We start from the raw sequence: 21787 nt of genomic DNA on the forward strand, positions 1-21787 counted from the left end.
CGATAAATGGCACACAAAAAAGCTGGCGGTTCCTCCCGCAACGGCCGCGATTCTGAAGCCAAACGCCTGGGCGTTAAGCGTTTCGGTGGCGAGTCTGTACTGGCTGGTAACATCATCGTTCGTCAGCGTGGCACCAAGTTCCACGCCGGTAACAACGTTGGTCTGGGCAAGGACCACACCCTGTTCGCTACCGCGAACGGCAAGGTGAAGTTCGAAGTTAAAGGTCCGAAGAACCGTAAGTACGTCAGCATCGTTGCTGAGTAAGTACGGACCGCAAGGATCCGAGGCCCCGCCAACTGGCGGGGCTTTTGTTTGTGTACGAAAACTGATGGCGCTGGCCTGCCGGGGACGGTGGCGTTTCGATCGCTCGCCGTGGCGGAGATCACTATAATTGCGTATCGGTTTTTCGAATTGAGGTGACGGTAACCCATGAAGTTTGTTGATGAAGTCCTGATTCGAGTCGATGCCGGTGACGGTGGTAACGGCTGTGTGAGCTTCCGTCGCGAGAAGTACATCCCCTTCGGTGGCCCGGATGGTGGCGACGGTGGTGATGGTGGTGACGTCTATCTGCTGGCAGACGAGAACCTCAACACCCTGATCGATTACCGTTTCGAGCGCTTCCACGCCGCCGAGCGTGGTGAGAATGGCCGTGGGGCGAACTGTACCGGTCGTCGCGGCAAGGATCTCACCCTGCGTGTGCCGGTGGGAACACGCGCCATCGATGAGGACACCGGCGAACTGCTGGGGGATCTCACCCGTCACGAGCAGAAGCTGCTGGTGGCCAAGGGGGGCTTCCATGGCCTCGGCAACACCCGCTTCAAGAGCTCGGTCAACCGCGCGCCGCGCCAGAAATCCAACGGTACCCCGGGTGAGGTGCGTAACCTGCGCCTCGAGCTGTTGCTGCTGGCCGATGTCGGCATGCTGGGGCTACCCAACGCCGGCAAGTCTACCTTCATCCGTGCCGTCTCTGCCGCCAAGCCCAAGGTTGCCGACTACCCCTTCACCACCCTGGTTCCGAACCTCGGTGTGGTGCGTGGCGAGAACAGCCGCTCCTTCGTGATTGCCGACATTCCGGGGCTCATCGAGGGTGCCGCCGAGGGGGCCGGTCTCGGTATCCGCTTCCTCAAGCACCTCGAGCGTTGCCGTGTGCTGCTGCATCTGGTCGACATCTGCCCGTTCGACGGCTCCGATCCGGCCGAAAATGCCGTGACTATTGTCCATGAACTGGAGAAGTACAGCCCCGAGCTGGCGGCCAAGCCGCGTTGGCTGGTCTTCAACAAGCTCGATCTGATGCTCGAGGAGGAGGCGGTCGAGGTGATGGAGCGCGTCAAGGCGGCGCTGGGCCATGAAGGGCCGACCTACGCCATCACCGCCATCAGCAAGGAAGGCACCCAGAAGGTGTGCTACGACATCCTGGATCTGCTGGACACCATGCCCCGTCAACTCGAGCAAGATGCGAAAGAAGCCATCGACAAGGTCGAGTTCAAGTGGGATGACTATCATCGCAACCAGATTGCCCAGATCGAACAGGACAGTGAAGATGATGTCGATGATGATGACTGGGATGAAGATGACGACGATGGGGTCGAGATCATCTACGTCCGGGACTAAGTATCCCCAGAGCCGCCTCGCTGAGGCGGCTTTTTTTTGCGTTAGGGCAAGCCACGGCAGGGGTTGCCTGACATAGAATGGGGCCCTTTTCTGCAAGGATGCCCAGGAAGATGGATACCAATACACCGGGACGGGGATTGTCACGCGAGCAGCAGACAGAGATCACCCGCATTATCGTCAAGATTGCCCAGATGCTGGCCCAGTTTGGCGCCGAGAGCCGCCTTATCGAGCAGACCACAGTGCGGGTTGGCATGGCGCTGGGTCTGGAGAGTGTGGAGATGGCCATCTCCTCAAGCGCCATCGTGATCACCAGCCTGAGCAGCGGCAGTTGCATCACCACCACGCGGCGGGTTCGGGAGCATGGCATCAACATGGCGGTGGTGTGCGAGATCCAGCGGATCTGCATCCTCGCCGAGAAGGGATTGATCGGGGCCGAGGCGGTACGTCAGCGGCTCGATGCCATCGTCCCCTTCCACTATCACCCCTGGTTGGTGGTGTTGATGGTGGGGCTCTCCTGTGGCGCCTTCAGCCTGCTGTTTGGGGGGGACTGGCCCGTCTTTGCCGTAACCTCGGTGGCGGCGGCCGTCGCCATGCGGGTGCGCCAGCTGATGGCCCGCCACCACCACAGCCCCCTCATCAACTTTGCCGTCACTGGTTTTATCGCCACCCTGCTCGCATCCAGTGCCACCTTCTTCGGCTGGGGGGAGCAACCCTATCTGGCCATGGCCGCCAGTGTGCTGCTGCTGGTACCCGGTTTCCCGCTCATCAACGCCGTCTCCGACATGGTGAAGGGGTACTTCAACATGGGGCTGGCCCGCTGGGGCACCGCTACCCTGCTGACCATCAGTGCGGCGCTTGGCATTCTGATGGCCATGTCTGTCACCGGCATCTGGGGGTGGAAGGTATGATGGAGCTGCTCTGGTTATTGGCCAAGGACGCCTTCTGGTCTGCCGTTCCGGCGGTGGGGTTCGCCATGATCTTCAACGTGCCGCCCCGGATGCTGAAGTACTGCGCCATGGGAGGGGCTCTGGCTCACAGTCTGCGCACCTTGCTTATCCATTCGGGGTTGCCTATCGAGTGGGCCACCCTGACGGCGGCCACCACGGTTGGCTTTGTCTGCGTCTATTGGGCGCGCCGTTTGCTGGTGCCCAGACCCGTCTTCAGCGTCGCCTGCATCATTCCCATGATCCCCGGCAGCTACGCCTTCAAGGCGATGATCGCCATCGTCGAGCTCAATATCCGGGGGGCCTCCATGCCCCTGCTCGAGGGCGCCATCGAAAACGGCCTCAAGGCCATCTTCATCGTGGCGGCTCTGAGCTTCGGTCTGGCGATCCCTTCGCTGGTCGTGTACCGTAACCGGCCCATAGTGTGAGGGGGAGAAGATGAAGATAGCCATGATAGCGGCCATGGCCCGGGATCGGGTGATTGGCCGCGACAATGCCATGCCCTGGCACCTGCCGGCGGATCTGGCCCACTTCAAGCAGGTGACCCTGGGCAAGCCGATCCTGATGGGGCGGCGCACCTTCGAGTCTATTGGCCGCCCCCTGCCGGGTCGGCGCAATCTGGTGATCAGTCGCAATCCTGACTACGCCCCCTCCGGCGTCGAGGTCTTCCCCTCGGTCGAGGCGGCCCTGGCGGCCGTTGGCGAGGTGCCCGAAGTGATGATCATCGGTGGTGGCAAGCTCTATACCCAACTGCTGGAGCGGGCCGATGTGCTCTACCTCACCCATATCGATCTGACCGTGGAGGGGGATACCCGCTTCCCCGATTATCAGGCCTATGCCTGGAACCGGCGCGATCTGGTGTGCCATCAGCCGGATGAGCGCAATCCCTACCCCTATCGCTTCGAGACTCTGGAGCGACAGCGGTAGAAAACGAGAGGCCACCCTGGGGTGGCCTCTTCTGTTATTGATGGGGTCACTTGGCGTGAGTGGGGCAGGGGGTGGCGATGAGAGCATCGTCCTCATAGCGCCACAGGGTGAGGCTGTTACCCCAGACGCACCCCGTATCCAGCGCCTTGATATCGGCGACCGGACACTGGCCCATCAGGGCGGCCCAGTGGCCGAAGATGATCACTGGATCGTCCCTGTGATGCTCCCGCTGCTCGAACCAGGGACGCAGGCCCGGGGTCGACTCCTTGGGGCCCAGCTTGCACTTGAAGTCGAGGCGACCGTCGAAGTAGCAAAAACGCATCCGGGTGAAGACGTTGATGATGTAGCGGTAGCGTTCGATGCCGGTCAGGGTTTCGCTCCAGCGATCCGGCTGATCCCCGTACATATGCTTGAGCAACCACTGATGTTGATCGCCCTGCAGCAGGCTCTCTACCTCACGGGCGCAGCGGCGAGCCGTGGTCACGTCCCAGGCGGGGGAGATGCCGGCATGGACCATCAGCAGCGGATGTTCGGGGTGTTCGGCCAGCAGGGGGCGATGGCGTAGCCAGTCGAGCAACTCGAGCCCATCGGGCGCCTTGATAATCTCCTCGATCCTGTCCTTCTTCTTGAGCGGTGCATGGCCCCCGGCCACGGCCAGCAGGTGCAGGTCATGATTGCCGAGCACGCTGATGGCCCGCTCGCCGAGCTCTTTGACAAAGCGCAGTACCGAGAGGGAGCCGGGACCGCGGGCGACCAGATCGCCACACAGCCAGAGGGTATCCTGGGCGGGATCAAAGCGGGCGAGATCCAGCAGACGGCGCAAGTCGTCGTAACAGCCCTGGATATCACCGACGAAGCAGTTAGCCATGAGTCCTCAGTTGATGATGTTCGGAACCGCCAGAGTGAAGGGGGGAATGGGTACGGAGAACTCCTCCCCCTCTTCATCCTGCATCACATAGCTGCCCTCCATTACCCCGAGTGGCGTCTCCAGCGGAACGCCGCTCTGGTAGCTGAAGGTATCGCCAGGGGCGATGATGGGCTGCTTGCCCACCACGCCGGCCCCCTCGACTTCGACCCGCTTGCCGTTGGCATCTGTGATGAGCCAGCGGCGGCGCAGCAGTTGCACCGAGAGAGAGCCCTGATTCTCGATCTCGATGCGGTAATGAAACTGCCAGGGGTCGTGGCTGCCCGCCACATGGTGGGGGAAGGCACGGATCAGCACGAGGGGCGCACTCATCAGACCGCCTTCTGATCTGCCAGCCAGTTGGCGATCTTGACGAACTGCTCCAGAGAGAGGTTCTCCGGGCGCAGGTTGCCGTCGATGCCGAGCTCGGCCAGCTGCTCGCTGTTGATGAAGTTGGCGAAGCTGTTGCGGATGGTTTTGCGGCGTTGACCGAAGCCCTCGGTACAGACCCGGCTGAGCAGGCGCACATCCTTGGCCACGAAGGGTTTCTCCTTGTGGGGCACCAGGCGCACCACGGCTGAGTCGACCTTGGGGGCCGGCTTGAAGGCGCCGGGGCCCACCTCGAGTACCGGAATCACCTGGCAGTAGTACTGGGTCATCACGCTCAGGCGGCCATAGGCCTTGCTGCCGGGGCCGGCGGCCAGGCGCAGCACCACCTCTTTTTGCAACATGAAGTGCATGTCCAGTACATGCTCGGCATAGTCGCAGAGGTGGAAGATGAGCGGGGTGGAGATGTTGTAGGGCAGGTTGCCGAAGATACGCAGGGGGTGCTCAGGGCGCATCAGGGTGCTGAAGTCGAAGCGCATGGCGTCGGCCTCGATGACGTTCAGCTTCTTGGCAAGCACCGGATGCTCGCGCAGGCGAGCGGCCAGGTCCCGGTCCAGCTCCACCACGGTGAGTCTGTCGATGCGTTCGCACACCGGCTCGGTCAGCGCGGCGAGGCCCGGACCGATTTCGACCATATTCTGCCCCGGCAGGGGATTGATGGCGTCGACGATCTGGCCGATCACATAACGATCGTGCAGGAAGTTCTGGCCGAAACGCTTACGGGCCGTGTGGCCCAGGTGCACCTTGTCACTACTCATGTTCTTTTCTCTACCATCTTGATGGCGTGGTGGATGGCGGTCAGCAGGCTGCCCGGATCGGCCTGGCCACTGCCGGCCAGATCCAGGGCGGTACCGTGATCCACCGAGGTTCGGATAAAGGGTAAACCCAGAGTGATATTGACCGAGTTGCCAAAGCCCTTGAACTTCAGCACCGGCAGTCCCTGGTCGTGGTACATGGCGAGTACCGCATCCGCATCCTTGAGGTATTTCTCCTGAAACAGGGTATCGGCCGGCAGGGGGCCGACCAGATCCAGCCCCTGGGCGCGCAACCGCTCGAGCGCCGGCTCGATCACCTCGATCTCCTCGCGTCCCAGGTGGCCACCTTCTCCCGCATGGGGGTTGAGGCCGCACACATAGATGCGGGGTCGGGGGATCCCGAACTTGCTGCGCAGGTCTGCATCCAGGATCTGGATGATCTTGTCGAGACGCTCCGGCGTGATGGCCTTGGCCACATAGGCCAGCGGGATGTGAGTGGTTACCAGCGCCACTCTCAGCCCCTCGGTGGCGAGCATCATGACCACGTCCGGCGTGCCGGACTGGTGGGCAAAGAATTCCGTATGACCGCTAAACGAGACGCCGGCCTGGTTGATGATCCCCTTGTGCACCGGGCCGGTGACGACGGCGGCGAACTCGCCACTCATGTTGCCGTCACAGGCTCGCTGCAGGGTCTCGAGCACGTAGTGGCCATTGCCTTCGTCGAGATGGCCCGGCTCGCTGGGCACTCCAAGCGGTACCGGGCAGACGGTCAGGGTGCCGGCCGCCTGCGCCGTGGCCGGTGCCGCAGGATCGTAGGGCTGCAGGCTCACTTCGAGTCCCAGGTGGCGGGCTCGCTCGGTGAGCAGGGCCGGGTCTGCGATCACCACCAGCTGGTGTGGCCAGCTCTGGCGAGCGATCTGCAGCACCAGATCGGGACCCACCCCGGCCGGTTCGCCGGGGGTGATGGCGATGCGTCGGGTCATCAGCTCTGGCCGTCTTCGATCCGGATGTAGGCGCCATCGCGCAGCTCATCCATCCAGCCCTGCACCTCTTCGGCGAAGCGGCGGTTGTAGATGAGCTGATAGGCACGCTGCTCCAGTGCCTTGTCGGTGGCGTCCTGGCTGCGGCGATCTTCCAACTGGACGATATGCCAGCCGAAGCTGGTACGGAACGGCTGGCTGATCTGACCCGGTTGCAGGCGATTGACCATGTCACGGAACTCGGGGGCATAGACATCGGGGGAGGACCAGCCCAGCTCACCGCCCTGAACGGCGGAGCCCGGATCCTCGGAGTACTTCTCGGCCAGCTGGGCGAAGTTGGCCTTGCCGCTGCGCAGATCCCGCAGGAAGCCGTCCAGCATCCCCTTGGCCTTCTCCTCACTCAGTATGATGGAAGGCTTGATCAGGATGTGGCGAGATTTCACCTCGGTCAGGCTCACCTGTTGTTGTCCCTTGGTGTCAAACACCTTGATGATGTGCAGACCGGCACCGGAGCGCAGCGGGCCGACGATGGCCCCCTTGCTGGCCCCTTGCACCGCCTCGGCCATCAGGGTAGGCATCTCTTGCAGGCTCATCCATCCCCAGTCACCCCCTTCCAGGGCCTTGGGTCCGTTACTCTCGGCGATGGCCAGCTTGCGGAAATCGGCCCCGCTGCTAAGGGCTTGCATGATGCGCTGGGCCTTGGCCTTGGCGGCATCAAGCTGGGCGGCGCTGGGGTTGTCAGGCAGGGCGATCTGGATATGACCGACGTGGAACTCGTTCTGCTGTTGCCCCTGTTTCTTGAGGATCTCCACCACCTGCTTGACCTCCTGCTCGGAGATATTGACCCGGCGGCGGACCTGGTTGCGGCGCACTTCACCCATCAGGATCTCGCGGCGCACCTCTTCCCGGTATTGGGGGTAGGTCATGCCTTCCCGATCCAGCTGGGTGCGCAGTTGCTCGACGCTCATGCGGTTCTCGGTGGCAATGCCGGCGATGGCCTGCTCGAGCTGGGTATCGCTCACCTTGAGGCCCTGGCGATCGGCCAGTTGCAGCACCAGGCTCTCCTGGATCAGGCGATCCAGCGCCTGACGGCGCAGGGTGGCATCGTCGGGCAGGGATTGGCCCTGCTCACGGGCGTTGTTCTTGACCTTCTGGACCAGCGCATCCTGCTGGCTGGCCAGTACCACATCCTTGTTGACCACGGCGAGCACGCGATCCACCAGCTCGGGGGCAGCCACGGCCGCCTGGCTCAGGGCGCCAAACACGCCTGCAGTCAGCAGGGCAATCAGGGTCTTTTTCATATCCATCTCTCAAGGCTGGCCAGCATCACTGCTGGTCTTTCAGATTAAACGGGCGAATGTAGGGGAGCTTTTCCGTATCCAGGGTCACATTGCGGCCTGCTGTGCCTATGCTTCCCAGTCCCTTCATCTCGAACTGTACGCCTATGCTCTTCTCGGAGCGGGCCTGCAGTATGCTGTTTTCCCACACAGGCTGGTTGTGCCACTCCAGGCTGAAGTTGATGCTCCAGCAGCAGGAGTCGTACTTGAGACCTATCTTGCGGTCTATGTTGATATCCTGCTGCACATCCCGGTAGTAGCCGCCGTAGAGCTGCCACTGGGGATTGAGGGGGGCCATCAGTACCAGGCCGGCCTGACTGATGTCTTCGGCCATGGCGGTGTTGTAGATGTTGCGGTTGCCATCCTTCAGGAAGCGGTAGTTGACCTGGCTGACCAGCTTGTCGAAACGGTATTCGACCGCGCTGTTGGCCGAGCTGAACTCGTTCTCTTCCGTATCGTACTGGGCACCGGCATGGGCAAACCAGCGATCCGTGATGCGGGCGTCCCCCTCGAAGGAGAGCAGGGAGCGGGCATTGGTGCTTTCGGGATCGTTGGGGTAGAGGCGAACCCTGGGCTTGGTCAGCTCGAAGGCTTGCCCCAGCGCCAGACGCAGGCGCTCGTCCCCTGCATCGTCATAGACCCGGCTGGTGAGGCCCAGGGTAATGCGATTGGCATCGCTGATGCGATCGATCCCCGCATAGCGGCGATCGCTGAACAGGCTATAGTAATCCTGACGCACAGTGGTGGAGTCATAGATGCCGATCTCGTCCTGATTCTCATACGGGACGTAGAGATACTGCACCTCGGGCTCCAGGGTCTGGGTCCCCTTGCCATTAAACCAGTCGAGGGAGCGATCGAAGTTCATGCCCCCCTTGAGGCGGACCGAGGGGAGGGTGCGGGTGATGGTCCCCTCCTTGAGGGTCAGCTGCCCATCCTTGGTGAACTGTCGCCGATCCTGACCCGTCAGGTTGTTGGGCACCTCCTGATCGTAGGCACTGAACATCAGCTTGTACTGGCTGGTGAGGTAGTAACCCGGCGCATCGATGAGCGGCACCGTCAGGGTTGGCGCTATGTGCAGGCGAGTGGCGGTGTAGCGCTCACCGGCCTGCTGGGCACTGGCATCATTGCCGCTGTAGCCAAACTTGGTCAGCTCGCTGTTGAGGGCGAGATCGAACCACTTCTGCTGGTGATAGAAGTTGTAGCCCAGGCTCGGCAGCATGGAGTGAGGCAGGACCGCATTGGGGTTGAGGATCTGGTAGGTGCGCGCCTCGGCGGTCAGATTCCAGTTCTGCTGGTAGTAGCCGGCGGTAAAGGATTGCTGCAACTGGCCATCGACCTGGACCCCGACCGGAGGGCTGAAGTCGTTGAAGTAGTTGTAGTCGAGCGCCTTGACCCGGGTGTAGTTGACGCCAAAGCGCAGGGCTCCGTCCATCAGGCTTGAGCCATGGTTGGCGTTAAACAGATAGCGATGTCCGTCCCCGTTCAGGGTGTTGTACTGGGGGTTATCGGGTCGGACCTGTTTGTCGTTGGCCAGGTTTTCGAAATAGAGGGTGCCCGCGTGGTTGGGCTCCGGCATATAGCGAAACTCGACTTGCTCCATCAGGCCGCGTCTGTCCATGAAGCGGGAGGTGATGGTGGCGTCGTAATTGGGGGCTATGTTCCAGTAGAAGGGCTGGACGATATCCATCCCGTTGCTGGAGCTCTGGGTATAGCCAGGGTAGAGCAGGCCGGTCTTGCGTTCGTCCTTGATGGGGAAGTTGATATAGGGGAAGTAGAAGACCGGGTAGTCATAGAGCCAGAGGCTGGCGTTCCAGGCCTCGCCAAACACCTCATTCTGATCGATATCGATGCTGCCGGCCTTGAGGGTCCACACCTCCTGGCCGGGAGGGCAGGTGGTGTACTGGGCTCCCTCCAGGGTGATGTTCTGGTTGTCGTTGGTCATGGTGACCCGCTTGGCGGAGCCCCGGACCGGCGAGCCGTGCACCTGATAACGCCCCTCTTCCAACTCTGATTCTTTGGTGTTCAGGTTGGACTTTAGGGTCTTGTCGCTGGTGACGGTGATCTGGCCATCGTTGTAGTAGATGTTGCCGATGGCGATGACGTCGCGGGTCTTCTGGTCCAGCTGGGCATAGTCGGAATCGAACTTGCGTACCCCCTGACGGACCTTGACATCCCCCTGATAGACGGCGGTGCCGCCCTGTTTGGCGTCGAGACGGTCGGCGTCTACCTCCACCGGCAGGGCGTTGGCATCGACCCCGGCCGGCGTCTTCTCCACCTTGGGTACATAGTCGTAACAGAGACCGTCCAGCAGGCCGGTGGCCGGTGGGGTCGGCAGGGAGGCAGCCCAGCCCGCCGTGGGGGTGAGCACAGGGATCAGCCCCAGGGTCAGGGCGAGAGGGCCCGATATGCCCGCAATCCGTTTGGTCATGGGATGAAGACTCGATTTGCGAATGTGAAACAGCCTAAACAGGACACGCATTTTACGACAGGATCCACCATGTTGACATTGCATGTCATTGCTTTATGTTAGCCGGCAATCATAAAGCATTATCGCGGCCAGGGTAACCTCCCGCTTAGGCCACCCACTTTGGTCCTAGTTCCCATGATCGATCGCGCTTCACTTCTTACCGCCTGGGCCCGTCAGTTGACGGCACAGCCCGGCCTCGAGCTCATCCTGATTTCGGGCGATGCCAGCTTCCGACGTTACTATCGCGGGGCAGGCCTCATCTGGGTGGATGCACCACCTGCCACCGAGAAAAACCGGGAGTTTGTGCGTAACGCCGCCGCACTGTTGCGAGCCGGAGTGCTTGCTCCCGAGGTCAAGGGGGTGGAGTACGAACAGGGCCTGCTCTGTGTGACGGATCTTGGCGATCTCTCTTTGCTCTCGGTGCTGGACGAGCAGAGCGTGGCCGCCTGGTATGCCCTCGCCATCGACCTGCTGCCCCGGCTGGCACGGGTCGAGCTGGAGCTGGAGCCCTTCGATGCCCCCTTTATGGCGCGGGAAAACAGCATCCTGCCCGAGTGGCTGCTTGGCCACCACCTGGGACTGGCCCTGAGCGAAGAGGAGTCGTCCCTGCTGGGGCGCACCTTCGCTCTGCTCACCGAGAACAATCTTGGCCAGGTGCAGGGGGTGATGCATCGGGACTTTCACAGCCGCAACCTGATGGTGTGTGGTGGCCGTATGCCCGAGAGCGCCACCCTGGCCGTGATCGACTTTCAGGACATGGTGCAGGGGCCGGTCACCTACGATCTGGTCTCCCTGCTCAAGGATTGTTACGTGCGTTGGCCCGATGCCGTCATCGAGGCGGGGATGCGCCATGGTTTTGCCGTGCTGGAACAGACGGGCCTGCTTGGCAGCACCGACTATGCCACCTTCCGCCGTCAGGCCGATCTCACCGGGATGCAGCGCCATCTGAAGGCCGCCGGCATCTTCGCCAGGCTGCATCACAGGGATGGCAAGTCGGGCTATCTCAAGGATATTCCCCGTACCCTCGACTATGTGGTCGAGGTGTGCGCTCGCTACCCCGAGCTGGCCTCCTTCGGCCATTGGCTGGAGGCGCGGGTGCTGCCGGCCCTGGCTGCCGTGTCGGAGCGACAGCCGTGAAGGGGATGATACTGGCCGCCGGACGTGGCGAGCGGATGCGCCCCCTCACGGATCAGTTGCCCAAGCCGCTGCTGGCGGTAGGGGGCAGGCCCCTCATCGTTCACCATATCGAGCGCCTCAAGGCGGCCGGCGTGACCGAGCTGGTGATCAATCACGCCTGGCTTGGCCACAAGTTGGTCGAGGCTCTCGGCGATGGTTCCCGACTGGGGGTCTCTATCGTCTGGTCGGCAGAGGCGACGGCCCTGGAGACCGCGGGCGGCATAGTGCAGGCCTTGCCGCTGCTTGGCAAGGAGCCCTTCCTGGTGGTGAACGGGGATACCTGGCTGGATGTCGACTACCGCCAGTTTACCGCGCCCTCTCTGGGGGAAGACCTCGCCCACCTCTGGTTGGTGGATAATCCCCCCCAGCATCCGGGCGGTGACTTCTCCCTGCAGGGGGAGAGGGTGGTGGACAGGCCTGGCCTCACCTTCAGCGGCGTCGGCCTCTATCATCCCCGCCTCTTCGCCGGGTTGACCCCCGGTGCGCGCAAGCTGGCTCCCCTGCTGCGCGAGACGATGGCGACGGGACGGGTGGGGGGAACCCATCTTCCTGGAGACTGGCGCGATATCGGCACGCCCGAGCGACTGGCTCAACTCGACAGTGAACTGCTGGCCCGCGAGGCCACGAGGTAACTTCTTATGCGTATCTGGGGCAAGGTGCTCGGCGCCTTCTTTGGTTTCCTGCTCGGCAACGTGTTCGGGCTCCTCATCGGCCTCTGGATCGGTCATCGCTTCGACACCGGCATGGGCTTGCAGAGCGGTTTCCGTCGCCGTCCCACCGAGGCCCAGCAGGCGATTTTCTTCCATGCCACCTTCTCGGTCATGGGCCATATCGCCAAGGCGAGCGGCCAGGTCACCGAAAGCGAGATCCGGGTCGCCTCCGATCTGATGGACCGGATGCGTCTCACCGGCGAGCTGCGAACCCGGGCCCAGGACTCTTTTCGCCAGGGCAAGGCGGCAGACTTTCCCCTGCGTGCGACCCTGGCCGAGTTTCGTGACGCCTGCATGGGGCAGCGCGACATCTTGCGCTTCTTTCTCGAGGTGCAGTTGCAGGCGGCGTTTGCCGACGGGGAGGTTCCCCAGGAGGAGCGCCACATCTTGCAGGTGGTGGCCGAGGAGTTGGGTTTCAGTCGCTTCGAACTGGATCGGATCCTGGCCATGGCCGAGGCGCAGCGTAACTTCTTCCATGGCCAGGGCCACGGGAGCGGCCAGCAGCAGTGGGGTGGGCAGCAGGCGCGTCGTGAGCCGTCCCGGGATCGTCTCAAGGATGCTTATCAGTTGCTCGGGGTGAACGAGGGAGACTCGGATCAGGAGGTCAAGAAGGCCTACCGCAAGGAGATGGCCAAGCACCATCCGGACAAGCTGGCAGCCAAGGGGCTCCCCCCCGAGATGATGGAGATGGCCAAACAGAAGGCCCAGGAGATCCAGAGCGCCTGGGAGATGATCCGGGAAGTGCGGGGAATACGCTAAGGCATGCACCAAGACCACCCTCGGGTGGTCTTGTTGTTGTTGTGCTCAGGCGAGGCGGCGCAGGGGGCTGCCGGCGGCGAAGGCGTCGATGTTCTCGATCACCTGGTCGGCCAGACGCTGCATTGCCCCTTCGCTGGCCCAGGCCACATGAGGGGTGAGCAGGAAGTTGGGCAGGGCCAGGGCCTGCATCAGGGGGTGATCCGCCGGGGGGGGCTCCTGGCTGGCCACATCGAACCCGGCCCCCCCGAGATGGCCCCTGCGCAGGGCGTCGAGCAGGGCCGATTCGTCGACCAGGCCACCGCGTCCCACGTTGATGAGCAGGGCCCCCTGCTTCATGGCGGCCAGCTCGGCGGCACCAATGAGGTGACGGGTCTGCGCCGTGAGTGGGCAGTGCAGGCTGATGATGTCTGAGTCTCGCAGCAGCTGCGCCAATGGCAGACGATCCGGTGCCGGATCTCCTCCCGAGAGGCTCTCGGCGTAGTACACCTCGAGGCCAAGAGCCTCGGCGCGTCGTCCCAGATCCCGTCCTATGGTGCCACGCCCTATGATGCCGAGTCGGCGTCCGGCCAGATCCATGATGCCGTGATCGAAAAAGCAGAAGCGGCCGCTCTCCTGCCAACGCCCCTGGGCGAGGGCCCGTTGCCACCCCTTAAGGTTACGCGCCAGGGCCAGCATCAGGGCCAGGGCGTGTTCGGGCACCGAGGGGCCGGCGTAGCCACGCACGTTGCAGACCGTGATGCCGTGGGCCCGACAGGCGTCGAGATCCAGGTTGTCTGCACCGGTGGCGGCCAATGCGATGAGTCGCAGGGACGGCAGCTCGGCCAGTTCGGCGGCGCCGAAACGAACCTTGTTGACGATGGCGATGGTGGCACCGCGCAGCCGCTCGACCACCTGATGAGGGGCGGTGGCGGGATATTCGATCCAGGTGTGGGGCAGGGCGGGACGAGCCAATTGCACCGAGGGTGCCAGGGTGTCTCGGTCGAGAAAGACGATCTGCATGGAGCCTCCTTGGGGTGAGGCTCCATCATGCCAAGGGGGCGGCGTCAGAGCCAGCCAAGATGGCGCAGCCACCCCTGTAACCGCTCCGGGATCTCGGCCCGTTCCATCAGGGCGTAGGGGCGGTAGTTGAGCTTGTTGCTGCGCCGGCTCTCGACCCGGCGCGCCTCGGCAGCGACCAGGGGCCAGCCGGCGGCACTCTCCTCAACGAGATCGAGAATGGGGGCCTGGCTCTGGGCCACGTCCCTGGCCAGCACCGTATTGGCACCCTGTTCGGGGAAGTAGGCATCGAGCAGCACCAGGGCATCGGGGGCGGGGAGCTGCTCGCTGGCGATCAGATTGCTGGCCCAGGCGGCGGCCGTCCCCTGGGCCAGGATCAGGCGAAAGCCCCCCTCCTGCAGCTTTGCTTCGCTCAGGCTCTTGATGCGGGCGGCGAGATCCTGGCGAAAGGCGTCGCGCGCCTGGTCTTTCTGCTCCCCGGCCGGGTTGAGTTGGGGCTGGGCGGAGCGAGGGAGGATCAACAGGGTATCAAACCCCTGGGCCGTCAGGGCTGTCGAGAGTTGCCACAGGCGTCCGGTACCCTGCCACTCGGGGAGCAGGATCACCAGCCCCAGATAGGTGCCGCTGGTGTGTTCGGCAAACAGCACCTGCTCCTGCTCTATGGTCTTGCTGGCCGGATTGTGTTGCCAGTCGAGGCGCAGGGTCTGATCGGCCGATGCCGGCTCCTGGCGGGTGTCCTGGGCTGTGGCGGGCGGCGTCTCCCGGGCAGCCTCCTCTTGCCCGGCACCGTGGGCGGTGAAGGCGAGCAGGAGCAGTAACAGATAGGGGCGAAGCGGCATGAGGAGTCCTCCAACACCTTCAGATAGCGGCCAGGGAGCGTATTTCTTTAGGCCGGCCAGGTGGGCCGCGGGACCATAAAAAAAGCGAGCCGGTGGCTCGCTCTTTCATCGACCGAAGTCAGGCGCTATCAGGAGATACGACGCTTGAACTCGCCGGTGCGGGAGTCGATTTCGATCTTGTCGCCGATCTCAACGAAGGCAGCAACAGAGAGCTCGTAGCCGGTACCAGCCAGACGGGCCGGCTTGGTGACCTTGCCGGAGGTGTCGCCACGGGCGGCCGGCTCGGTGTACTCGACTTCGCGAACGATGGTGGTCGGCAGCTCGACGGAGATGGCCTTCTCGTTGTAGAAGGTTACTTCGCATACGTCTTCCATGCCGTCTACCAGGTAGTTCAGCACGTCGCCCAGGTTGTCTTTCTCAACGTCGTACTGGTTGTAGTCGGTGTCCATGAAGACATACATGGGGTCGGCGAAGTAGGAGTAGGTGCACTCCTTGCGCTCCAGCATGACCACTTCCATCTTCTCGTCAGCCTTGAAAACGGGCTCGGAAGCGCTGCCGGTCAGCAGACCTTTCAGCTTCATCTTGACCACGGCAGCGTTACGGCCGGATTTGTTGAACTCGGTCTTCTGAACCACCATGGGCTCGGTGCCGACCATGACCACGTTACCAGCGCGGATTTCCTGTGCGGTTTTCATGTAAAAAATTTCCTGTTCGTGAAACGGACGGATAAAAACTGCCAGATTATATCTTCGTTTCCAAAAATTTCACTAACCGAGTGACGAGATCGCCGCCAGCGAGCAGGCGATCGGGCCACAGGTTGGCCTCCTCCTGCCAGCCGTTGCACTGTGCATCCCATCCCTGCCAGAGGGCCTGACAGGGCTCTTCCCGGTTGAGGGCCAGCATCAGGCCTCTTATCCACGTTGCCCGGGATTGAGGGTGGCTTGCCAGGTAACGATCGAGGAAGGCCTCCAGCTTGACCAGATGGTACTCCTCCTCCTGGGGGTAGATGTGCCAGAGGAAAGGGCGGGCCGCCCATTGGGCCCGCACGAAGGAGTCCTCGCCGCGCACTATGTTGAGATCGCATGACCAGAGCAGGCGGTCATAGCCCACCTGGTCCGTCATGGGGAGCACCACGACGGTCAGGGCGCCGTCGTCAAACCGATCGCCGGGGTGGGCACTCTCCACACCGAGGGTGGCCAGCACCTGGGGCAGGGCGCGCCCGACCGGCACCAGCAGGGTGATGGGGGCCGGGCCCTGGCGCCAGGCCTCGATCAGGGAGGGGATGGCCTCGCTCTCGTAGGCAAACAGGCTGATACGCAGCTCATCCCTGCCTGGAGGGGGCAGACCCAGGCTCTCCCAGTAGTCGGCAAGACCGTCTTTGTCACTCTGCCAGGCCTGACGCTGCGCCATCAGATCCCGTTCGCAGAGCAGGCCTCCCGTCTTGTCGGTAAAGCCGGGAAAGAAGAAGTGCTTGTTGAGCCGCCCTTGGGGTGAGGGGAGGGCATGGCACCCTTCGACCCACTCCTCGGCGCTGAGGTACTCGAGATTGAGCCAGGCCGGTGGCGGGGCCATGTGTTGCATGCGTGCCTTGTAAGGGGCGGGCAGTTCGCAGGCGAAGGCCTCGATGACGACCCGTGCCGGCGCGAGATCGGCGTCCGCATGCCAGTGCTGTATGGTGATGCCACCGGCACTCTGGCTCTCCTGCGCCGGATCTATGGTTGGGCAGATCCGCGAGAAGCTGGCGAGATCGTCCACCCAGAGGCGCACCGGACCATGCCCCTCGTCGTGCAGTTGGCGGGCGAGCCGCCAGGTGACGCCGATGTCGCCGAAGTTGTCGACCACGGTGCAGAAGATGTCGAAGTTAAAAGCCATGCTGACTCCGGCGCAATAAAAAACCGGCGTGCAGGGTAGCACGCCGGTCGGGTTCGCTCTATGTCCCGGTCTACTCCTTGCCGTAGACGTTATTCTCCTGCTCACGAACCCGGATGAAGGTGGTGCGCTTGGTCAGCTCCTTGAGCTGGGCGGCGCCCACATAGGTGCAGGTGGAGCGCACTCCCCCCAGGATGTCGCGCACCGTGTGCTCAACCGGGCCGCGATAGGGGAGCAGCACCGTCTTACCCTCCGAGGCGCGATACTCGGCGACGCCCCCCGAGTGCTTGTCCATGGCGCTTGAGGAGCTCATCCCGTAGAACTTCATGAAGGGGGTGCCGTCCACATCGACGATCTCGCCGCCGCACTCCTCGTGGGCCGCCAGCATGCCACCCAACATGACGAAGTCGGCACCACCGCCAAAGGCCTTGGCCACATCCCCCGGACAGGTACAACCCCCGTCACCGATGATCTGACCGCCGAGGCCGTGGGCTGCGTCGGCACACTCTATGATGGCGGAGAGCTGGGGGTAGCCGACCCCGGTCTTGACCCGGGTGGTGCAGACCGAACCTGGCCCTATTCCCACCTTGATGATGTCGGCACCGGCCAGGATCAGCTCCTCGACCATCTCGCCGGTGACCACGTTGCCAGCCACGATGACGTGATTCGGGCACGCCTCGCGCATCTTGCTGACGAAGGCGACGAAGTGTTCGGAGTAGCCGTTGGCCACATCGACGCAGATGAAACGCAGGGAGGGGGAGAGGGCCAGGATCTCGCGGGTCTTGGCGAAGTCGCTCTCGGAGGTGCCGGTAGAGACCATCACGTGGCGCAACACCGACTCGTCACTGCGGGCCACAAACTGTTGCCACTGTTCCAGGCTGTAGTGCTTGTGCACGGCGGTCATCATCTCGAAACCGGCCAGGGTACGGGCCATCGAGAAGCTGCCGACCGTGTCCATATTGGCGGCGATGACCGGGACCCCCTGCCACTGGATACCCGTGTGCTTGAAGGTAAACTGGCGGGTCAGGCTGACCTGGGAACGGCTCTTCAGGGTGGAGCGCTTGGGGCGGAACAGTACGTCCTTGAAACCGAGTTTCAGGTCTTCTTCGATACGCATGGAGTGGGGTCCTTTCAACTGAATGGTAGTTGGCAGGCACAAAAAAACCGGGGGTTTTCAGGGCCTCCGGTTTACGGCAGTCTAGTCTGGGAAACGTTTTTTACAAGACTGATAATGTCATGCTGGATGTGATAGTCTCGCTCTAATAACCTGAGCTCACTCAGGGTTTCAATCGGATATTCCCACAAGCCCGTCTATCATTCCCACCATCCGTCCCAGCTCGGGTTTGGTGATGGTATCGTTCGCCCCCAGTTGCAGCGCCTTGGAGCGGTTATCGTCGCTCATCAAAGACGAGAACATCACGATAGGCATCTCCTTGAAGAGCGGATTATCACGCAGCCGCTTGAGCAGGTGCATGCCGTCCATGCGCGGCATCTCCACATCGGTGACGATGGCGTTGAGGAAGTTGGGCAGCGGTATGTTCTCGGCCGTGGCGTGCTGCTCGATATCGGTCAGCATCTCCAGGGCATCGCCCCCGTCCTTGGCGGTGATGATGTTGTAGCCTGCGGTGCTGAGGGTGTTCTCGATCAGCTTGCGGATAAAGGCCGAATCGTCGACCACCAGTATGGTCTTGGCCTCCCGGCGTGCCACCATGCGATCGTTGATCACCACCCGGCGATCCTGGGTGACGTCGTACTTCTCCATGCTGAGCTCGGGGTTGATGGTGGCGATGATCTTCTCGAAGTCGAGGATCATGATGAGGTTGCCATCGCGGCGCACCACGGCCACCACGCAGTCGTTCTCACCGGCCTCGAGGAACTGGCTGGGAGACTCAACGTCTTCCCACGATACCCGGTGGATACGGCTGACGCTGTCGACCAGGAAGCCGTTGGCCATGCGGTTGAAGTCGGTGACGATCACCACCTTGCCGGTATGCTCCGGCCGGGTCTTGACCCGCAGCCAGCCAGCAAGATCCACCAGGGGGATGAGGCGATCACGCAGGGAGAAGACCCCGACCATGTGCGGCTGGGCGTTGGGATAGTCCGTGGTCTCCGGCACCCGTATCACCTCGCGTACCTTGGCGACGTTAATGCCGTAGTAGGCCACCTTCTGGCTGCCGTCCGGCTGCAGCTTATGCAGATGGAACTCGATGATCTCGAGTTCGTTGGTTCCGCTTTCGGTCAGGATCGCGCTGCGCGATCTGTTCCCCTGTTCTGTCATGCTCACTCCCTAACTGCCTCGATCCTGACTGCAGGCTCTCTGTGTTCCAGTATAGGAGCCTGTTTGGGGATTATCGGCCGTTTGCCGAAAGGGAACAGTCGAGAGTGAGGAAGATGTGAGAAAGATCAGGGAAAATGGTTTATCAACAATATGATAGATATCTATCCCCGGGTTGGATCTGCTGCGATCCTCGCCGCCACCAGAGTCCTGAGTCGCTTGATCAGCGCCCCTTTCCCGACCATGCCCAACTCGCGCCCCAGCGTTTCCCATGGCCGATATTGCCAGATGGCGCCTATCGCCAATGCCTGATCGTCCCTCGGCCAGAGCATTAGCTCCGCATGGCGGAGCAATAGCCAGCGTTGCAGGGTCCCCTGGCACAGCTCGAAGGGCTTGTGGTGGTGAGCAAAACAGCACAGCTCCTCGCGCTCCCAGGAGTCGAGGTCAGGGAGTTCAGGAAGAGGATGGTCCGGCAGGCTGAGGGCCAGCAGTTCGGCAGGGAGGGTGCGCAACTCCCCGGCCAGCAGGCTGGGCAGGCCGAGCAGGAAGCGGCGCTGCCACTGTCTTATCTCCGGCTCATGGGCTGGATTGAGCGGCTTGAGCATCAGCAAGGAGTGACAGCCGCTGGCGGCGTCACGCTGCAGACCGATACGCACCACCTTCATGGCCGAGGCGCGCCAGAAGGCGAGCAGATCGCTCCCGGCGGAAAAAGCGCTCCCCAGATAGTCGAATCCCTCAGATCGGTAGTGTTGCTCCAGGGCCGCCAACAGCTGGGCCCCCAATCCATGACGGTGGAGTGCCGGATGGATGGCGATGCGCATGATGCGGGCGAAGCGGCGCTCGGCTGCCGCCAACACTCCCGAGTGGGCAAGCAGGGACTGGGGCAGCAGCTGGCCACGGGGGCGGCGGCGACCGGCCCAGATCTGCTCGGCCAGCGCAGAGGGAATGGGCCCCTCGCGCATCACCAGTGCGACCCCAAGCAGGCTGTCGCCGCTGCAGAGCCGGTGAATGTCGAGATCCGGGCACTCCAGCAGGGCGCGCAGGTCGCTTGGGGTGGTCTGGTAGTGAGCCAGCACCAGCAGTCCGAAGAGGGCGTTAAGATGCGCTTCGTCGTGGCTCAGGCTGGCTGCTGCCACCTTCTCCCAGCGGGGCTGCGCCGTGATGGCGGGCTCCGGAGGGGTCGCCGAGAGGGCCAGCAGGCGGTTGATCAGCGGCTCGAGCGGGTCGTGGTCACTCCAGCGGATCGGCGCCTGCATATGCAGCTCGCGCCACCCCGGGGTGCGTCTGTCCAGGGTACGCTTGAAGCGAAGATGAAAGCCGCGGCCGGTCCCCTCATAACCGTGCTCCGTGGTGGCGAAGACCATGCGGTGGTAATGGGCCAGCAGCCCCTCCAGCAGGGGGGCGGGGATGGCGGCCGCCTCATCGACCAGCAGGAGATCCAGCTCGGGTTTCTCCTCGAGCAGGCGATCCGGGCTGAAGAAGAGCAGACGCCTGTCTTCCCCTGCGTGCAGCAACAGGGTCGAGAGGGTGGCCTGAGCGGGGGCCGTGACGCCGATCCTGAGCCCCGGCTCTTCGGCCAGCAGTGTGGCAGCGGCCATGCCGAGGACGCTGCTCTTGCCCCGGCCGCGATCCGCGCTCAGCACCAATGGGCGCTTGCGATGGCCGCGCAGCACCTGACCAATGGCCTGGATTGCCGCCTCCTGATCCGCCGTGCGTGGATGTCCGGGTCCCAGGGGCTGCCAGACGGGCCTCTCTTCGGAGGGTTCAAGGTGCAGAGCGGGATCCTGGTCCAGCAGTCGCACGATCCGCTCGATAAAACCCTGGCCACAGCGGGGAAGATCGACGGGATCCGCGATGAGGCGCAGCCGATCCGGGTCGGCATAGGCGGGCCACTGGGCGCGGGGCGGGGTGAGCAGGAGCAGCAGGCCACCGGCGCGCAGGGTACCGCTCAGGGCGCCAAAGGCGTCGGGGTGCAAGCCGCTGAAGGCGTTGCAGACCAGGGTGTCGCACTCCTGTCCCAGGTATTGCAGCGCCTTGGCGGCGGGCAGCGGGGAGTGTTCAGCAGGGCCCTCACCCAGCCAGACGATGTGGCCGTCCAGCCACTCCCGGGTTTTGGCGATACACTCCTGCTCTTCCCCCTCGAGCCAGACGAGGCGACGTTCGCCGGCCTGGCGCAGCCCCTCACGCAGGGTCACTGCTGGCTCCGGGGTTCGAACATCTTGTCACCCATCTGATCGATGAAGGTGTGCGCCTTGCGCAGCATGAAGTCGCGGGCGTCGTCGGGATTGACGAAGAGATCGGAACGGATGAAGCGGTGCTCTTTCAGCTCGCCGTCGATCTCTCTGGTGATGCGCCCGGCCAAGCGGTATTGCCCCCCTTCGGCCATGGGCTCGGGGTAGATGAGATAACCCTGGTATTCGGTCGGGGTGACCGCGGGCTGGTGGCTATCGGCGCTGCCAAACAGGGCGCCAAAGAGTTTCTTGAGCATGGGATCCTCCATTTGCCTGCATTCTCCCCAAGGGGAGGAGGAGTGACAAGGGACTTATTACCAATGGTTATTTGTATTGCAAAGCATTCTCATTTAACTTTTTGGCAGTTCACTCTTCTGACTCAGGATCCTGCCACCATGTATGTCTGTTTGTGCCGGGGCATCACAGATTCCCAAATCCGCAAAGCGGTGCAGTCGGGCAAGCGCGAGTTTCGCCAGCTGAAGCAAGAGCTGGAGGTGGGGGCCCAGTGCGGAAAATGTGTGCGTATGGCCATGGAGATCATCGCGCAGGAACGCGATAAAGCGCCTCTCTACTACGAAGTGGCCTGAGCCGCCTCACCCCGCTTTCTTGGCTATCCTTGT

General features: G+C 62.8%; 23 protein-coding genes. 9 read left to right on the top strand and 14 right to left on the bottom strand.

The features are described 5' to 3' along the window. Positions 1-6: 6 nt before the first annotated feature. The 5 genes from rpmA to folA all read left to right on the top strand — a co-directional run bounded on the left by rpmA (position 7) and on the right by folA (position 3482). On the top strand, positions 7-264 hold the full coding sequence (rpmA, locus tag BN1133_RS17135) for a 50S ribosomal protein L27 (RefSeq protein WP_050667670.1): 258 nt from the start codon (positions 7-9) through the stop codon (positions 262-264). A gap of 165 nt (positions 265-429) precedes the next feature. Next, positions 430-1611, top strand: a complete 1182-nt coding sequence (gene cgtA / locus BN1133_RS17140; RefSeq protein ID WP_050667671.1) for an Obg family GTPase CgtA — start codon at positions 430-432, stop codon at positions 1609-1611. A 110-nt stretch (positions 1612-1721) separates the two neighbouring features. Continuing rightward, positions 1722-2519, top strand: coding sequence for a threonine/serine exporter family protein (locus BN1133_RS17145; RefSeq protein ID WP_050667672.1), 798 nt, complete (start codon positions 1722-1724; stop codon positions 2517-2519). Continuing rightward, on the top strand, positions 2516-2983 hold the full coding sequence (locus BN1133_RS17150) for a threonine/serine exporter family protein (protein WP_050667673.1): 468 nt from the start codon (positions 2516-2518) through the stop codon (positions 2981-2983). Before BN1133_RS17145 ends, BN1133_RS17150 begins: the two co-directional genes overlap by 4 nt. Positions 2984-2993: 10 nt before the next feature. Then, positions 2994-3482, top strand: coding sequence for a type 3 dihydrofolate reductase (gene folA / locus BN1133_RS17155; RefSeq protein WP_050667674.1), 489 nt, complete (start codon positions 2994-2996; stop codon positions 3480-3482). 46 nt (positions 3483-3528) lie between these two features. On the opposite strand, the gene BN1133_RS17160 is transcribed toward folA, so the two are convergent. The 6 genes from BN1133_RS17160 to lptD are packed head-to-tail and all read right to left on the bottom strand — an operon-like array spanning position 3529 to position 10273. Next, positions 3529-4350: a symmetrical bis(5'-nucleosyl)-tetraphosphatase gene (locus tag BN1133_RS17160; RefSeq protein WP_050667675.1), complete on the bottom strand. Its 822-nt coding sequence runs from the start codon at positions 4348-4350 to the stop codon at positions 3529-3531. A 6-nt stretch (positions 4351-4356) separates the two neighbouring features. Then, positions 4357-4719, bottom strand: coding sequence for a Co2+/Mg2+ efflux protein ApaG (gene apaG / locus BN1133_RS17165; RefSeq protein ID WP_050667676.1), 363 nt, complete (start codon positions 4717-4719; stop codon positions 4357-4359). Continuing rightward, positions 4719-5531 carry a 16S rRNA (adenine(1518)-N(6)/adenine(1519)-N(6))-dimethyltransferase RsmA gene (rsmA, locus tag BN1133_RS17170; RefSeq protein ID WP_050667677.1) on the bottom strand — a complete coding sequence of 271 codons (813 nt, stop codon included), beginning with the start codon at positions 5529-5531 and terminating at the stop codon, positions 4719-4721. Before rsmA ends, apaG begins: the two co-directional genes overlap by 1 nt. Continuing rightward, the gene (gene pdxA, locus BN1133_RS17175; RefSeq protein ID WP_136614342.1) at positions 5528-6514 is read right to left on the bottom strand and encodes a 4-hydroxythreonine-4-phosphate dehydrogenase PdxA; all 987 of its coding nucleotides are present in this window, start codon (positions 6512-6514) and stop codon (positions 5528-5530) included. The genes rsmA and pdxA overlap by 4 nt, the downstream gene beginning before the upstream one ends. Further along, the gene (gene surA / locus BN1133_RS17180; RefSeq protein ID WP_050667679.1) at positions 6511-7809 is read right to left on the bottom strand and encodes a peptidylprolyl isomerase SurA; all 1299 of its coding nucleotides are present in this window, start codon (positions 7807-7809) and stop codon (positions 6511-6513) included. Before surA ends, pdxA begins: the two co-directional genes overlap by 4 nt. Positions 7810-7834: 25 nt before the next feature. Then, positions 7835-10273, bottom strand: coding sequence for an LPS assembly protein LptD (lptD, locus tag BN1133_RS17185; RefSeq protein WP_050667680.1), 2439 nt, complete (start codon positions 10271-10273; stop codon positions 7835-7837). A gap of 174 nt (positions 10274-10447) precedes the next feature. Here lptD and BN1133_RS17190 point away from each other — a divergent pair, with 174 nt between their 5' ends. From BN1133_RS17190 to djlA, 3 genes are read left to right on the top strand one after another with little or no spacing between them, the layout of a single operon-like run. After that, complete coding sequence (locus BN1133_RS17190; RefSeq protein ID WP_050667681.1) at positions 10448-11449, top strand: aminoglycoside phosphotransferase family protein; 1002 nt, start codon at positions 10448-10450, stop codon at positions 11447-11449. Further along, positions 11446-12120 carry an N-acetylmuramate alpha-1-phosphate uridylyltransferase MurU gene (gene murU, locus BN1133_RS17195; RefSeq protein WP_050667682.1) on the top strand — a complete coding sequence of 225 codons (675 nt, stop codon included), beginning with the start codon at positions 11446-11448 and terminating at the stop codon, positions 12118-12120. The genes BN1133_RS17190 and murU overlap by 4 nt, the downstream gene beginning before the upstream one ends. A gap of 6 nt (positions 12121-12126) precedes the next feature. After that, positions 12127-12957: a co-chaperone DjlA gene (gene djlA, locus BN1133_RS17200; protein WP_050667683.1), complete on the top strand. Its 831-nt coding sequence runs from the start codon at positions 12127-12129 to the stop codon at positions 12955-12957. Positions 12958-13002: 45 nt separating this feature from the next. Here djlA and BN1133_RS17205 read toward each other — a convergent pair whose 3' ends face one another. The 8 genes from BN1133_RS17205 to BN1133_RS17240 all read right to left on the bottom strand — a co-directional run bounded on the left by BN1133_RS17205 (position 13003) and on the right by BN1133_RS17240 (position 21424). Further along, on the bottom strand, positions 13003-13956 hold the full coding sequence (locus tag BN1133_RS17205) for a D-2-hydroxyacid dehydrogenase (protein WP_050667684.1): 954 nt from the start codon (positions 13954-13956) through the stop codon (positions 13003-13005). 44 nt (positions 13957-14000) lie between these two features. Continuing rightward, positions 14001-14792, bottom strand: coding sequence for a DUF3530 family protein (locus tag BN1133_RS17210; RefSeq protein ID WP_082178045.1), 792 nt, complete (start codon positions 14790-14792; stop codon positions 14001-14003). A gap of 128 nt (positions 14793-14920) precedes the next feature. Beyond that, positions 14921-15487, bottom strand: a complete 567-nt coding sequence (efp, locus tag BN1133_RS17215) for an elongation factor P (RefSeq protein ID WP_050667686.1) — start codon at positions 15485-15487, stop codon at positions 14921-14923. A gap of 46 nt (positions 15488-15533) precedes the next feature. Then, positions 15534-16664 carry an elongation factor P maturation arginine rhamnosyltransferase EarP gene (gene earP, locus BN1133_RS17220; protein ID WP_050667687.1) on the bottom strand — a complete coding sequence of 377 codons (1131 nt, stop codon included), beginning with the start codon at positions 16662-16664 and terminating at the stop codon, positions 15534-15536. 70 nt (positions 16665-16734) lie between these two features. Beyond that, positions 16735-17778, bottom strand: a complete 1044-nt coding sequence (locus BN1133_RS17225) for a GMP reductase (protein ID WP_050667688.1) — start codon at positions 17776-17778, stop codon at positions 16735-16737. A gap of 168 nt (positions 17779-17946) precedes the next feature. Further along, on the bottom strand, positions 17947-18939 hold the full coding sequence (locus tag BN1133_RS17230; RefSeq protein ID WP_050667689.1) for a chemotaxis protein: 993 nt from the start codon (positions 18937-18939) through the stop codon (positions 17947-17949). A 161-nt stretch (positions 18940-19100) separates the two neighbouring features. Further along, positions 19101-21131 (bottom strand): tRNA(Met) cytidine acetyltransferase TmcA, encoded by a 2031-nt coding sequence (locus BN1133_RS17235; RefSeq protein WP_050667690.1) that lies wholly within the window; start codon positions 21129-21131, stop codon positions 19101-19103. Continuing rightward, positions 21128-21424, bottom strand: a complete 297-nt coding sequence (locus BN1133_RS17240; RefSeq protein ID WP_050667691.1) for an HlyU family transcriptional regulator — start codon at positions 21422-21424, stop codon at positions 21128-21130. Before BN1133_RS17240 ends, BN1133_RS17235 begins: the two co-directional genes overlap by 4 nt. A gap of 138 nt (positions 21425-21562) precedes the next feature. Between BN1133_RS17240 and BN1133_RS17245 the strand changes: the two genes are divergently transcribed. Beyond that, on the top strand, positions 21563-21754 hold the full coding sequence (locus tag BN1133_RS17245) for a bacterioferritin-associated ferredoxin (RefSeq protein WP_050667692.1): 192 nt from the start codon (positions 21563-21565) through the stop codon (positions 21752-21754). Positions 21755-21787 lie beyond the last annotated feature (33 nt).

The sequence above is a fragment of the Aeromonas schubertii genome (assembly GCF_000820105.1).
Classification (GTDB): domain Bacteria; phylum Pseudomonadota; class Gammaproteobacteria; order Enterobacterales; family Aeromonadaceae; genus Aeromonas; species Aeromonas schubertii.